The sequence below is a fragment of the Rhizobium sp. BK316 genome (genome assembly GCF_014193695.1).
Taxonomy (GTDB): Bacteria; Pseudomonadota; Alphaproteobacteria; order Rhizobiales; family Rhizobiaceae; genus Rhizobium.
The window spans coordinates 1,351,077-1,364,788 of sequence record NZ_JACHZR010000001.1 but is presented as its reverse complement, the minus strand read 5'-3'; the positions used below and the strand labels follow the sequence as shown (position 1 = coordinate 1,364,788).

The 13,712-nt window shown below is 60.3% G+C and carries 11 protein-coding genes; 8 read left to right on the top strand and 3 right to left on the bottom strand.

Translation table 11 applies throughout. The features are described from left to right. The first annotated feature begins 240 nt into the window (after positions 1 to 240). Positions 241 to 1,047 (top strand): transporter substrate-binding domain-containing protein, encoded by an 807-nt coding sequence (locus tag FHT87_RS06085; protein ID WP_183800243.1) that lies wholly within the window; start codon positions 241 to 243, stop codon positions 1,045 to 1,047. 69 nt (positions 1,048 to 1,116) lie between these two features. Here the strand turns inward: FHT87_RS06085 and FHT87_RS06080 are convergent, their stop codons facing one another. Then, entirely contained in the window at positions 1,117 to 2,130 is a 1,014-nt protein-coding gene (locus FHT87_RS06080; RefSeq protein ID WP_183800240.1) for an AraC family transcriptional regulator, read from the bottom strand. Positions 2,131 to 2,248: 118 nt separating this feature from the next. Between FHT87_RS06080 and FHT87_RS06075 the strand changes: the two genes are divergently transcribed. The 3 genes from FHT87_RS06075 to FHT87_RS06065 all read left to right on the top strand — a co-directional run bounded on the left by FHT87_RS06075 (position 2,249) and on the right by FHT87_RS06065 (position 5,917). Next, positions 2,249 to 3,688, top strand: a complete 1,440-nt coding sequence (locus FHT87_RS06075; protein ID WP_183800238.1) for an APC family permease — start codon at positions 2,249 to 2,251, stop codon at positions 3,686 to 3,688. After that, positions 3,685 to 3,852, top strand: coding sequence for a hypothetical protein (locus FHT87_RS06070; RefSeq protein WP_183800235.1), 168 nt, complete (start codon positions 3,685 to 3,687; stop codon positions 3,850 to 3,852). The genes FHT87_RS06075 and FHT87_RS06070 overlap by 4 nt, the downstream gene beginning before the upstream one ends. Before the next feature lie 67 nt (positions 3,853 to 3,919). Beyond that, complete coding sequence (locus FHT87_RS06065; RefSeq protein ID WP_183800232.1) at positions 3,920 to 5,917, top strand: primary-amine oxidase; 1,998 nt, start codon at positions 3,920 to 3,922, stop codon at positions 5,915 to 5,917. Positions 5,918 to 5,978: 61 nt separating this feature from the next. On the opposite strand, the gene FHT87_RS06060 is transcribed toward FHT87_RS06065, so the two are convergent. Then, entirely contained in the window at positions 5,979 to 7,520 is a 1,542-nt protein-coding gene (locus FHT87_RS06060) for a cation:proton antiporter (protein WP_183727263.1), read from the bottom strand. Positions 7,521 to 7,624: 104 nt separating this feature from the next. Between FHT87_RS06060 and FHT87_RS06055 the strand changes: the two genes are divergently transcribed. Then, a complete protein-coding gene (locus FHT87_RS06055; protein WP_183801046.1) occupies positions 7,625 to 8,848 on the top strand; it encodes an NAD(P)/FAD-dependent oxidoreductase in 1,224 nt (407 codons plus the stop codon). 53 nt (positions 8,849 to 8,901) lie between these two features. Here FHT87_RS06055 and ftsZ read toward each other — a convergent pair whose 3' ends face one another. Further along, positions 8,902 to 9,924, bottom strand: coding sequence for a cell division protein FtsZ (ftsZ, locus tag FHT87_RS06050; protein WP_183726328.1), 1,023 nt, complete (start codon positions 9,922 to 9,924; stop codon positions 8,902 to 8,904). Positions 9,925 to 10,168: 244 nt separating this feature from the next. On the opposite strand from ftsZ, the gene FHT87_RS06045 reads away from it, so the two are divergent. From FHT87_RS06045 to FHT87_RS06035, 3 genes are all read left to right on the top strand, one after another. Further along, positions 10,169 to 10,942, top strand: a complete 774-nt coding sequence (locus FHT87_RS06045) for a DeoR/GlpR family DNA-binding transcription regulator (protein ID WP_183726326.1) — start codon at positions 10,169 to 10,171, stop codon at positions 10,940 to 10,942. Between the two features lie 113 nt (positions 10,943 to 11,055). Further along, positions 11,056 to 12,585, top strand: a complete 1,530-nt coding sequence (glpD, locus tag FHT87_RS06040; RefSeq protein ID WP_183800229.1) for a glycerol-3-phosphate dehydrogenase — start codon at positions 11,056 to 11,058, stop codon at positions 12,583 to 12,585. 42 nt (positions 12,586 to 12,627) lie between these two features. Continuing rightward, positions 12,628 to 13,704: an ABC transporter ATP-binding protein gene (locus FHT87_RS06035; protein ID WP_183726323.1), complete on the top strand. Its 1,077-nt coding sequence runs from the start codon at positions 12,628 to 12,630 to the stop codon at positions 13,702 to 13,704. The last annotated feature ends 8 nt before the right edge of the window (positions 13,705 to 13,712 follow it).

The following is a 13,712-nucleotide window of genomic DNA, read 5'->3' as shown; positions in this document are numbered from 1 at the left end:
ACCCGGACGATGTCCAGGTCGCTCTGTGAGCGAATAATCTTAAAGGCGGATCAGCAGGCACGCAGTCTTCTCCCGAGCGCCCTGATACTGACCTCGATTGTTTACAAAATGCTTTTCAAGCAGCATCAAAATTAATGGCCGAAAATGATGAGCTTTTTAATTGTTTTGTGATTGGCTGCTCATTGCGCAACGCTTGCCGATGCAAGGTTGGCGATCGAGCTCTACATCAAGGTGATTGATATGTTGCGATTAGGATCTCTCTATCCTTCGAAGTTCTTCGCATTTGCCTGCACGGCCGTTGTTGCGGTTGGTATTTTTGAACCTGCTGTTGTCCGAGCCGCCGAAAACGACAGCATCCGCATAGCCGTCGAGGGCGCATTTCCACCATTCAACTATGTCGATTCCAATAACCAGCTTCAGGGATTCGACGTGGATATCGCCAAGGCCCTTTGCGAGACTGCGAAATTGAAGTGCGAATTCGTCATCCAGGAATGGACGGCGATGATCCCGAATCTGCTCGACAACAAATATGACGCGATCATTTCGTCGATGTCGATGAGCGCGGAGCGGCGCCAAAAGGTTGCCTTCACCCAGAAATATTATGACAGCCCGACGGTCTTCATCGCGCGCAAAAACGACGAGATTGCCGGCACGTCACCCGATGATCTGAAGAAACTGCGGCTCGGCGTGACGGCAGCAACCTCCCAGGAATCCTACGCCAAAAAGTTCTACAGCGGCATCGCGACGACCGTGTTCCACGCGTCTCCGGATCTTTACAAGGGCCTCGCCGACGGCAAGGTCGATATCATCCTGGAAGACAAGCTCGCGGTCTACGACTGGCTCGCAAACACCAAGGCGGGCGGCTGCTGCGAATTCAAGGGCAAGGATATCAAGAACACCGAATATTTTGGTGACGGAGCCGGCATCGCCGTACGCCCGAGCGACAAGCCGTTGTTGGACAAACTCAATGCTGCGCTCGAAGAGATCGAGGCTAACGACACCTACGACACGATCAACGCGAAATATTTCCCGTTTAGCATCCGTTGAGGGCGCCGGGCCGAATTTCCTTGATCGCTGCGGTTGGCCCTATGGACCTGCCGCAGCATTGTTTGCCGCCTACTGCATACGTTCCCAATGTTTGCGGGCTCGCCACAGCACCGTCTCGTCCGCGTAACCCAGGACTTGAGCAAGCTCTTTCATTCTGACTGCGCCATTCTGTCTTTGCAGCGCAAGGATACTTTGGCGGTATTCCCGCATGAGATCCCTCAACGACGTCCCCTGCTCGGAGAGCCGCCGCTGCAAGGTTCGCGGCGAAAGGCTGAGCTCCTGCGAAAGCCCGACGAGCGTGATGGGCTTGTGTCCCAGATAGATCCCGATCAATGATCGGACATGATTGACGGTCGAATCCGACTGCAACAACCTGCCGCTCAGATCTGCGATATGGCGCTCCAGGACCGCCGCCAGGTCGAGCTGTTCCTGGCGGTAGACGCGGCGGGCATCTTGCCCCGAAACCACGATGCGATTGGCAGACTCGCTAAATTTTAAAGGAGCCCGGAAAATCCGTTGCAAGGTCGTCGGATCACGAGGCGCCCGATGCTCGAAATGGACTTCGACCGGCCTCCACCCGCGGGCAAAACAGGCGCGGACGAGTTGGCAGGACGCGGCCAGCGTGAACTCGCTGTCCTGTCGTCTCGGCCAGAGCCTGGGATCGTCGAGGCGGTAGCTCCAGACCAGATTGCCGTCTTCCTGAAAAACACCGGAATTGGTGCCGCTCTGGACGGTGTTCACATATTTCGCCAATCGTTCGAAGCCGGTACGGATCGTGCTCGATATCGAAAAGAGCACGCCGATCGGGCCGATATCGCTCGGCTTGAACAGGGTTCCAAGCAATGCGCCCATCGTCGGATCTCCGACGATCGATGCCGCATCTTCAAAGATCGCCACATATCGGTTCATGGGGACCATGGCATAGGGATCGTCAAGCTGGCTGCGCAGAAGACCGTGAAGGGCGAGCAATACATCTGCCTTGCCGGATTTCCGGTCGATTTGTTCGATGAGCGGCAGCAGCACAGACGCACGAATTGAAGCAAATATCTGCGCGGACGTGCCGGTTTGCTGGGCAGATGACATGTTTTTGTTCCCCGCCGCCAGTGATGGCGCAAATTATCGATTCATTGGCATGAACTGCAATTTTGAGGCCAATCGGTCGTGGCTACCGTGTTGATGAAAATCAAAAACAGGGGTTCTCATGACAACGCACACCATTTTGGGAAATCCTCCCGATCGCCTCGCGAAAAACTCCGTCGGCCTTGCCCATATCGTCTTCTTCGTCGTGGCGGCAGCAGCGCCGCTCACCGCCGTTGTCGGCGCCACGCCCGCCGCTTTCGCGTTCGGCAATGGACCCGGTGTACCGGGTGCCTTCGTCCTGGCGGGGATCCTGTATCTCATCTTCTCGGTCGGCTTCACGGCGATGAGCCGGCATGTCGGCGGGACGGGCGCCTTCTACACCTACATCACGCAGGGCATCGGCAAGCCGGCCGGTGTCGGCGGTGCGCTGATGGCGCTTCTGACCTATTCGTCGGTACAGATCGCCATCTACGGATTGTTCGGTGTCTTCATGAGCGGCGCCGTGGCATCGATCGTGGCACTTCCATGGTGGGCGTGGTCCTTTGCCGCGCTGGTGGCCGTCCATCTTTGCGGCCAGCGAAACATTGCCTTTTCAGGCACGATCCTCGGGATCTGCATGCTGGCTGAAGTGGCAATCCTGCTGCTTCTCGACATCGGCATTGTGCTGACCGGCGGTGGGCCGGAAGGTTTCAGCCTCTCCTCCTTCAGCCCGGCCACCGTGTTTTCGCCGGGCCTCGGCGTGGCGCTCGTCTTTGTGGTTGGCTCCTTCATTGGCTTTGAGGCCACCGCTATCTTCGGAGAAGAGGCGGAAAACCCGGAAAAGACGATCCCGCGCGCAACCTATGCCGCCGTTTTGCTGATCACCGTCTTCTACGCGCTGTCGACCTGGGCCATCGTGCAGTTCTATGGCCCTTCGAAGGTGCAGGCGACGGCCGGCAGCGGCCTGGAAAGCTTCTATTTTGTCGCTGTAGACACCATCCTCGGACAATGGTCGTCGCAGGTGATGAATATCCTGCTGATCACCAGCCTCTTTGCCTGCATTCTGTCCTTCCACAACACGCTGAACCGGTATTTCTACGCGCTTGGGCGCGAAGGGCTGGTGGTCAGGGCTTTGGGCAAGGTTCATCCGGTCCACGGTTCGCCCTATATGGCGGGTACCGTCCAGAGCGCCTCTGCCGCCCTCGCGCTTGTCTGCTTCGTCGCAGCCGGTGCCGATCCCTATACGGTCGTCTTTTCCTGGATGTCCGCTTTGGCCGTTCTCGGGATCCTGGCTGTCCAGGCCCTCGTCTGCGTGGCAATCGTTCTGTTCTTCTGGGGATTGCCGCGTCGCTACAGTCTATGGACCACGACGGTGGCACCGCTCCTGGCGCTGCTCGGTATCCTCGGCTCAATCATCCTCGTCATCATCAACCTGCCGCTCCTGTCGGGATCGGAAAGCGCGATCGTGAAATCCTTCCCGCTGGTGGTGGTGCTGACCGGCCTGATCGGGGCGGCCTTTGCGGTGCGCATCAGGACCGTGAAGCCTGAACTCTATGCTTCGCTCGGGAAGGCATTCGAATGACGAGACTTCAACCTTTGACCCTCGTCGACCGGATGTCGCTGATCATCTTGATGGCTTTGACGACAGTCACAATCCTGGTGGCGGCAGAAGCACACGCATTTTGTTCTGTCTTCTGCATCCATGGCGATCGCACGCCCGAAATGGACATCTGCGCCGGCCGCTGACGCTGAGCCTCCCAGTGCGCAGCCGGATGCGCACTGTCCACCACCCAAAGCACATGAAGGACTGACAATGGACGCCGTTGTAGAAACGCTCGCCTATCCGCTCGACCCGCTGAGCCTGACCGAGATCTCGGAAGCAGTCGCAATTCTGAAGGACGAAAAGCAACTGCCGCAATCGATCCGCTTCCCGATCATTCGCCTAGAGGAGCCGACAAAATCCGACATGGCCATGCATCGCGAAGGAAGGAAGCTTCCCCGGCTGGCATTTGTCCTGTCGCTGGATTCCAGCTCGGGCGAGGTTCATGAATCGATCGTCGAGCTGTCAAAAAAAACTGTCGTCGAGCACAAGAGGCTGCTGCTTGAATCAGCGCCTTATGGGCAGCCGCCGGTCATGCTTTGCGAGTTCGAGACCGTTGAGGCCACAGTCAAATCGGACCCGCGCTGGATTGCTGCGGTCAAGAAGCGCGGTATCACCGAGGAAGATATTCCGCTCGTCCAGATCGACCCGTTTTCCTCGGGTTTTTTCGGACGGGAGTTTGAAAAGGGCGCCCGCATCGTTCGCGCCGTCTCCTATTGGCGCGAGGATATCCGCGACAACGGCTATGCCCATCCGATCGAAGGGGTCGTTGCGGTTGTCGACCTGATCAGCAATAAAGTGGTCGATCTTGTCGACGACGAGACCGTCATTCCGGTGCCGAGGAAGAAGCGGAATTACGGACAGGAGTCCTTTCCCGACGTCCGCCAGGATGTAAAGCCGCTCAACATCGTGCAGCCGCAGGGACCGAGCTTCTCGGTCGACGGCTGGACGGTGCAATGGCAGGATTGGTTGTTTCGCGTCGGTTTTACGCCCCGCGAAGGTCTCGTCCTGCATGAGCTTGGGATTAAAAACGGCGGCAAGCTTCGTCCCGTGATCTTTCGTGCCTCGGTGACCGAAATGGTCGTGCCCTATGCCGATCCGACCGCCAACCACTATTGGAAGAGCGCTTTCGACGCCGGAGAATATGGGCTGGGACGGCTCGCCAACAGCCTTGAGCTCGGCTGCGATTGCCTTGGCCAGATACACTATTTCGATATTCCGTCGGCCGATGATTTCGGCCAGCCGGTGATCATGAAGAACGCCGTCTGCATGCATGAAGAGGATTTTGGGATCCTCTGGAAGCACTACGAGTTCAGAAACGGCATTTTCGAAGTGAGGAGATCCCGCCGTCTCGTCATCTCCTTCTTCGCGACGGTCGGCAATTATGACTATGGCTTCTACTGGTATCTCTATCAGGACGGCACCATCCAGCTCGAGGCAAAGCTGACCGGCATTATTCAGACCGCGGCTGTGGCAGGCGGCCAGAAATATGCCTGGGGTGGAATGGTCGACGACAATCTCGGTGGCCCGACCCACCAGCATTTCTTCAATGCGCGCCTGCACATGGATATCGATGGCGGCGGGAACACCGTCACTGAGCATGAGTTCCAGCCACGCCCATGGGGAGAGGACAATCCCTACGGCAATGTCTTCGATACGAAGACGAAGATCTTGAAACGGGAGCTCGACAGTCCCGCCGTCGCCAATGGCGAGACCGGCCGGTATTGGAAGGTCCAGAACCCCAACGAGCGTAATTCCGTGGGCAATGCGCCCGGCTATAAAATGGTGGTCATGCCAAGTCCCCTGATGCTCGCCCAGGACGGATCGACGGTTGCTCAGCGCGGCGGCTTTGCCAAGAAGCACATCTGGGTGACGGCTTTCGACGCGAAGGAAAAATATGCGTCCGGCGACTATCCGAATGTGCATGCAGGTGGGGACGGCCTGCCGAAATATGTCGAGAACAACCGGAATATCGAAAACGCCGATATCGTGCTCTGGCATTCTTTCGGGCATACGCATGTGTGCAAACCGGAGGATTTTCCGATCATGCCGGTGGAATATGCAGGCTTTACCCTGAAGCCGAATGGTTTCTTCGACAGCAACATCGCCATGAACCTCCCCGCTGCCCGCAATGAGCACAGCCGTGACAACCACGGCTCGGTCGCTTCCGATCAGGGGGACAAGGCCAGCGGCAGTTGCTGCGGACATTGACGGGGATCGGCTGCAGCATTGGGGGCGGCTGCAACGGTCGCCCCTTGTCTGCAGGCTACCCTTAGCTCTCGGTAATGCGCCGATCCTCATCGGAGCCGACCGAGAGCTGCTTCCAGTCGAGGTCTTCCTGCAATTCGAGATACTGCGTCGCGCCGATCTTATCCTTGTCGCGCAATTCCTCGAGGCGTTGTCGCTGAGCGATCACGGCGGCGATCGTCAGCTTGCGGCGGCGTACGAGCGGAGAGGTCTCGCCGGCCTCCGAGGGCACCGTCCAGTGATCCTTGCAGATCGTTCGGATGGCCTCCGCCTCGGCGCCACCTTCCTTCTCCAGCCGCTCAAATGCAGCTTCGGCAAGCGAGCGCCTTGCGGCTTCCAGTTCGTCTTGAACTTGCGCCTGCCGCCCAAGTTTCAGGAAATGGATCATCGGGGCGAGTGTCGCTCCCTGGATGACGAGCGTTGCCAGTACCACGGCAAAAGCCGTCAGCACGACGAGGTCCCGTTCAGGAAAATCGGCAGGCAGGGCAAAGGCGGTAGCGAGCGTCACGAGGCCGCGCATGCCGGACCAGCCGACCAGAAAGGTCTCCCCATGCCTGAAAGGCGACAGCAGCTTGCCGCGCCGGTGGCGTGAGATGACGTATGCGTGCAGCAGGAAAGCCATCGCCAGACGTGTAAGGATCACAGCGACCACAACGATGGCTGCAAAACCGAGCGCTCGCTCGAGCTCGCCAGCGGACATGGATTCCAGGATGCTGCGGGCCTGCAGGCCCATGAGCAGGAAGGCGACGACGTTCAGCAGGAAAACGACGGTCGTCCACACGGCGAAGGAATGCACCCGCATGCGCGGGGAATCGTCGACCGTCGACAGCATGGCGATTGTCATGGCGCTCGCAACCGTTGCCAGCACGGCAGAGAGGTGCAGATGCTCGGCGATCAGCCAGGTCGAAAAGGCATAGACGAACTGAAGCAGCGTGCCGCCGACCGTATTCTCGGTGATTGGCCGAAGCCGTGAGACGAAGAAGCCGAAGACAATGCCGAACAGAATGCCGCCGGGTGCAGCAAAGCCGATCTGAAGTGCGGTCGCGCTATCGAGCCCGCCGCGCGCCTGGACCGTGAGTGCTGCTCCGAACAGCAGCAGCGCCGTCGCGTCGTTGAACAGGCTTTCACCCTTGAGAAGTGCATCGACACGGCGATCGACCGGCAGATTGGAAAGCACGGCGGTCGCTGCAGCAGCATCGGGCGGCGCAACAATGGCGCCGAGCGTGACGGCTACTGCGATCGGCAGGCCGACGGTCAGCATGCTGATCGACACGACGACGCCTGTCGTGACCAGAACGGCAATGACGGCATAGAAGATCAGCGGCAGCAGCATGCGCCGCGCCGCGCCCATCGGGAAGTCATAGGCGGAGTCGACCAAGACCGGAGCGATGAACAGAGCAAGCGCCGTCGGCGGATCGATCGGGATGACAGGCGCCCCCGGCAACATCGCCACACCGACACCGGCGGCAGCCAGAATGCCGGGATAGGGCAGGTGCATGCGCCGGGTGATCTGCAGGAGCAGGATGGCGACGGCGAGCAGGGCAACGAGTGTTTCGAAGAAGGTCATGTCGGCATAGTAGCAGGCTTTCGGGCGCATTGAAGCGGGTACGGCTCGCATGTAAAACTTAAGCCTATCAAGGTGATGACGAAGCGCGGAGCGAGACGGTGACGATGGACTACGATGTGGCCGTTATCGGCGCCGGTGCAGCAGGCATTGCCGCGGCACGAAAACTGGCTGAGGCCGGACACTCGGTCGTCATTCTCGAGGCCAGCAACCGCGTCGGCGGCCGGGCCTGGACGATCGAACTGTCAGGCATGCCGCTCGATATGGGCTGCGGCTGGCTGCACTCGGCAGAGCGCAATCCACTCGTTGCCATCGGCCGGGATGCGGGCTTCACGATCGAGCGCGGACCGACGGCCTGGCAGAGCCAGTGGCGTGATCTCGGCTTTTCGCCGGATGAACGGGCGGCTGCCGCTGCCGCCTGGGAGGCGCTCGAAGCGCGGCTGCGGGCCAATCCGCCGCCAAGCGACCGCGCCTCTGACGCGCTGGAGCCCAATGGCGAGTGGAACGCCTATTGCCAGTCGCTGAGCGGCTATCTGAACGGCGCGCCGCTGGAGCGGCTGTCTGTTGCCGATTTCCTCGCTTACGACAATGCCGCGACCAATGCCAACTGGCGAGTGCATGAAGGCTATGGAAGCCTGATCGGCGCCGCCGTCCCCGACGTGACGCTGCGGCTTTCGACACCGGTGCGCCGTGTCGCGCTGACCGGCGAAGGTGTCAGGCTGGAAACCGACCGCGGCCCGGTGACTGCGGGAGCCGCGATCGTCACGGTCTCGACCAATGTTCTTTCCCGCGGCACCATCGCCTTTGATCCTGATGTCGACGATCACCTGCATGCCGCAGGCCAGCTGCCGCTCGGTCTTGCCGACAAGCTGTTCATGGAGCTCAGCGGCAATCATGGCCTCGAACCGGAAACCCATCTGCTCGGCGATGCCAGGAATGCCGAGACCGGCAGCTATTACATAAGGCCGCTCGGTCGCCCGGTCGTCGAAGGGTTCTTCGGCGGAAAGGGCGCCGTCGTCATCGAACGGGCCGGTCTTCTCGACGCCTTCGCCTTTGCGCTCGACCAGCTGTCGTCACTTCTTGGAAACAACATCCGCCGCCACCTGCGGCCCTTCGCAGCGTCCGCCTGGTGCCACATGGATTGGATTCGCGGTTCCTACAGCCACGCGCTTCCCGGCCATGCCAGCGCGCGACTGGTGCTCGCGCGCCCGGTCGGCAACCGGCTGTTCTTTGCCGGCGAAGCGACCCACCAATCCGACTTTTCGACAGCGCATGGCGCCTGGGAGAGCGGAATAAGGGCCGCTGACGAGGCAATGGAAGTGTTCATCTAGACCTGCTTCACACGCATCTTGACGAGCTTCCAATTTTCGCTCGAGCCGGCGCCTTACTGCAGCGTGCGGGTCTGCACATGTCCCGGCGCATAGTCCGGCACGGCCGCCGCCTGGCCGGCGCCGTCAAGGCCGGTTGCAACGACCGAGACGCGGAACCGGCCGTCCAGGCTGCGGTCGAAGATCGCGCCGACGACGATTTCGGCGTCGTCCTGCACTTCGTCGCGAATGCGGCTGGCGGCCTCGTCAACTTCGAACAGCGTCATGTCCGAGCCGCCGGAGATCGAGATCAGCACGCCCTTGGCGCCCTTCATCGAGATATCGTCGAGCAACGGGTTGGCGATCGCAGCTTCGGCAGCCTTCATCGCGCGGGCCTCGCCCTCAGCCTCGCCCGTACCCATCATCGCCCGGCCCATACCGCGCATGACGGATTTCACATCGGCGAAATCGAGGTTGATCAGGCCTTCCTTGACGATCAAGTCAGTGATGCAGCCCACGCCGGAATAGAGCACGCGGTCTGCCGTCATGAAGGCATCGGCGAAGGTGGTCTTGGCGTCCGCAATGCGGAAAAGATTCTGGTTCGGAATGACGATGACGGTATCGGCCGCCTGGCGCAGCGCCTCGATGCCGGCTTCGGCCATCTTCATGCGGCGATTGCCTTCAAAGGTGAAGGGCTTGGTGACGACGCCGACCGTGAGGATACCGGCCGAACGGGCCGCATGCGCAATGACGGGCGCCGCACCGGTGCCCGTACCGCCGCCCATACCGGCGGTGACGAAACACATATGCGAGCCGCTCAGGTGATCCATGATCTCGTCGAGCGATTCCTCGGCGGCGGCCTGGCCGACCTCCGGCAGGGAACCGGCGCCGAGGCCTTCCGTCACATGGGCACCGAGCTGGATGCGGCGCGATGCCTTGGAGGTTGCCAGCACCTGGGCATCCGTATTGGCGGCGATGAAGTCGACACCCGCCAGTTTCTCGGCGATCATGTTGTTGATCGCGTTTCCGCCGCCGCCACCGACGCCAATCACCGTAATCTGCGGCCGTAGTCCCGTAATGCCGCTCTTGGCGTCTGTCATCGAACTCTCCTTTTGTCCCTCGTGCGTGCTCCGCCCGTCGCGGTCCGCGAATCGCACGTCACATTAAGCATGCAACAAGGCAGAGGCGGGGCGGGCTTTGCAATATCCAAAGGGATTTCAGCACTCGATCATATTCAAATTGATCGCACGGTGAGATTACCCTCAAGGATCGCACCAGCAGCGATTGCTTTGCCTCGAACCGAAGTTTCGCTAAAGATGAAAGCGAAACGAAGGGAGGGCGCGCATGTTTCTATCGGATCGTCAGGGGAAGATCGTCGCGCTTGCGAAAACGTCGGGCCGGGTGCTGGTCGATGATCTGGCAACGCAGTTTGCCGTGACACCGCAAACGATCCGCAAGGATCTGAACGATCTTTGCGATGCGCAGCTCCTGACGCGTATTCACGGCGGCGCAACCTTCCCACGCGGCACGGAAAACGTCCGTTACGACGCAAGGCGCCAGATCGCCGCGAGCGAAAAACAGGCGATCGGCATTGCCGCAGCCGATCTTATTCCCAACAACAGTTCGCTCTTCATCAATATCGGCACGACGACGGAAGCCGTGGGCGAAGCGCTCTCCGATCATCACGAATTGATGGTGATCACCAATAATATCAATGTTGCCAATAGATTACGGCTAATCGACCATATTGAGGTGGTGATTGCGGGCGGTGTCGTGCGCCAGTCCGATGGCGGCATCGTCGGCGAAGCGGCCGTCGATTTCATCCGCCAGTTCAAGGTCGATTATGCCGTGATCGGCGCGTCGGCGATCGATCCGGATGGCGCGCTTCTTGATTACGATTTTCGCGAGGTGAAGGTTGCGCAAGCGATCATCGCCAATGCAAGGCATGTCATCCTGGTTGCTGACTCGACCAAGTTCGAGCGTACCGCGCCAGTGCGGATCGGCCAGATTTCGCAGGTCCATACCTTCATCACCGACCAATGCGATTCACCTTCCATCCGCAATATCTGTCAACAGAGCGGCGTCGTGCTGATCGAAGCGGCGAAAGCAAATCGCTGATTCTTGCGGCGGAAAACATTCGTTTGACATTCGAAAAATTTTCGATTTAATCATCCTTACTTTCGTAATGGTTTGGGGAATCGTTGCGCTGTCCTGGTGCAACGAGGGGGAACATGGGCCGTATCCACGATATTTTCGTCATTGGGGGCGGGATCAACGGCTGCGGCATTGCGCGCGATGCGGTGGGTCGTGGTTATACGGTCGCGCTTGCCGAGATGAACGATTTCGCCTCCGGCACCTCGTCGGGTGCGACCAAGCTCATCCATGGCGGGTTGCGTTATCTCGAACATTACGAGTTCCGCCTGGTGCGGGAATCGCTGATGGAGCGCGAGATCCTATGGGCCATGGCCCCGCACATCATCTGGCCGCTGCGCTTCGTGCTGCCCTATCACCGGGGGGGCATCCGACCCGCCTGGATGATCCGCCTCGGCCTGTTCCTCTATGACCATCTCGGTGGCCGCAAGCTCTTGCCGCCGACGGCGGTCTTGAACATGCGTACCGATCCGGCCGCCAAGCCGCTGAAGGCGCTCTTCACCAAAGCCTTCGAATATTCCGACGGCTGGGTCGACGATGCCCGCATGGTGGTGCTCAATGCCCGCGATGCCGCCGACAAGGGGGCGCTGATCATGCCGCGCACCAAGGTGGTGTCGGCCAGGCAAGAGAAGGGTACCCAGGAAGGTGGCATCTGGACGATCGAGACGATCAACACGGTGACGGGCACGAGCGAGCGGCATCAGGCCCGCATGCTGATCAATGCCGCCGGTCCCTGGGTCGATCATGTCATCCGCTCCGCCTTCGGCCATAACGAGGCCCACCATGTGCGCCTCGTGCAGGGCAGCCACATCATCGTCAGGAAGAAGTTCGAGGGACCGCGCGCCTATTTCTTCCAGAACCCCGACAACCGCATTATCTTCGCCATTCCCTATGAGACCGACTTCACGCTGATCGGCACCACCGACCGCGACTACACCGCCGATCCGAAGGACGTGAAGATTTCCGAGGAGGAGACGCTCTATCTCTGCAATGCGGCCTCGGAATATTTCAAGGAGCCGGTGAGACCCGACGATATCGTCTGGACCTATTCGGCGGTGCGGCCGCTCTTCGACGACGGGGCCTCCAAGGCGCAGGAAGCGACGCGCGATTATGTTTTGAAGGTCGAGGGCAAGGCAGGGGAAGCCCCGCTTCTCAATGTCTTCGGCGGCAAGCTCACCACCTACCGGCGGCTGTCGGAACATGCGCTGGAAAAGATCGGGGAAGCGATCGGCGTCAAGGGCAGGCCGTGGACGGCGGGCAGCCATCTGCCGGGCGGCGACTTTGCGGTGCAAGGCTATGAGGGCGAAGTCACGAAACTCAAGGCGCGCTATCCGTTCCTGGCCGAGCCCCATGCCCGCCGGCTGGTCCGCCGCTACGGCACCAAGGCTGCCACGCTTCTCGGCAATGCCGCAAAGATCGACGATCTCGGCAGGCTGTTCGGATCCGATCTCTACGAGGCAGAGGTGCGCTACCTCATCGAACAGGAATGGGCCAGAAACGCGCAAGACGTGCTCTGGCGGAGAACAAAGGATGGCCTGCGTCTTTCGAAGGAGCAGGCGAGATCACTGGAGGAGTACATGGCTGCCATGCCGGCACAGATGGCCGGATAAGGTGGCGTGTGGTCGCCGTTGCGAGGAGGCACGGGAATCGGAATGCTGGAGCTGCGAAACGCCGCCAAGATGGTCGGCGCGGACTATCATATCTATCCGACCGATCTGGTTCTCGAGCGGGGCACGCTGAATGTCCTGCTCGGGCCAACCCTGTCGGGCAAGACGTCGCTGATGCGGCTGATGGCGGGGCTTGACCGGCCGACCGAAGGCTCTGTGTATTTCGACGGCGCCGATGTCACCGGCATGCCGGTGCAGAAGCGCAACGTTGCCATGGTCTACCAGCAGTTCATCAACTATCCGGCATTGACCGTCTATGAGAACATCGCCTCGCCGATGCGCATTTCCGGCAAGGATGGCGCCACGGTCGACCGCGACGTGCGCAAGGCGGCCGAACTCCTGAAACTGACGCCTTATCTCGATCGCACGCCGCTCAATCTCTCCGGCGGCCAGCAGCAGCGCACTGCCCTTGCACGCGCCCTCGTCAAGAATGCCAGCCTCGTGCTGATGGATGAGCCGCTTGCCAATCTCGACTACAAGCTGCGCGAGGAATTGCGTGAGGAACTGCCGAAGATCTTTGCCCAGTCGGGTGCGATCTTCGTTTATGCCACGACCGAGCCTTCCGAGGCGCTGCTGCTCGGTGGCAACACGGCAACGCTGAACGCTGGCCGGGTCACGCAGTTCGGGCCTACGATCGAGGTCTATCGCCGGCCTGTCGATCTTGCCACCGCCGGCATTTTTGCCGATCCGCCGCTGAACGCCATCGAGGTCACCAAATCAGGTCATGTCTTTGTGCGCCCAGGCGGGGGCTCGCTTCCGGTTCCGGCCCATCTTTCCACCGTGCCGGACGGGCCTGTCACCATCGCCTTTCATCCGCACCATCTTGGCCTTACGCCGCAGACCGGCGATGCGGCCCGCCTGCAGGCGCGCACGCTGGTCTCCGAAATCACCGGTTCGGAGAGCTTCGTTCATCTGGACTATGACGGCGTGCGCTGGGTGATGCTGGCGCATGGCATTCATGACATCGATCCGGATATGGACATCGAGGCCTTTCTCGACATGCGCCACCTGATGGCCTTCGGCACCGACGGGCGCGCCATCGCCACGGTCGCAAAGGTTTAGGAGAGCAC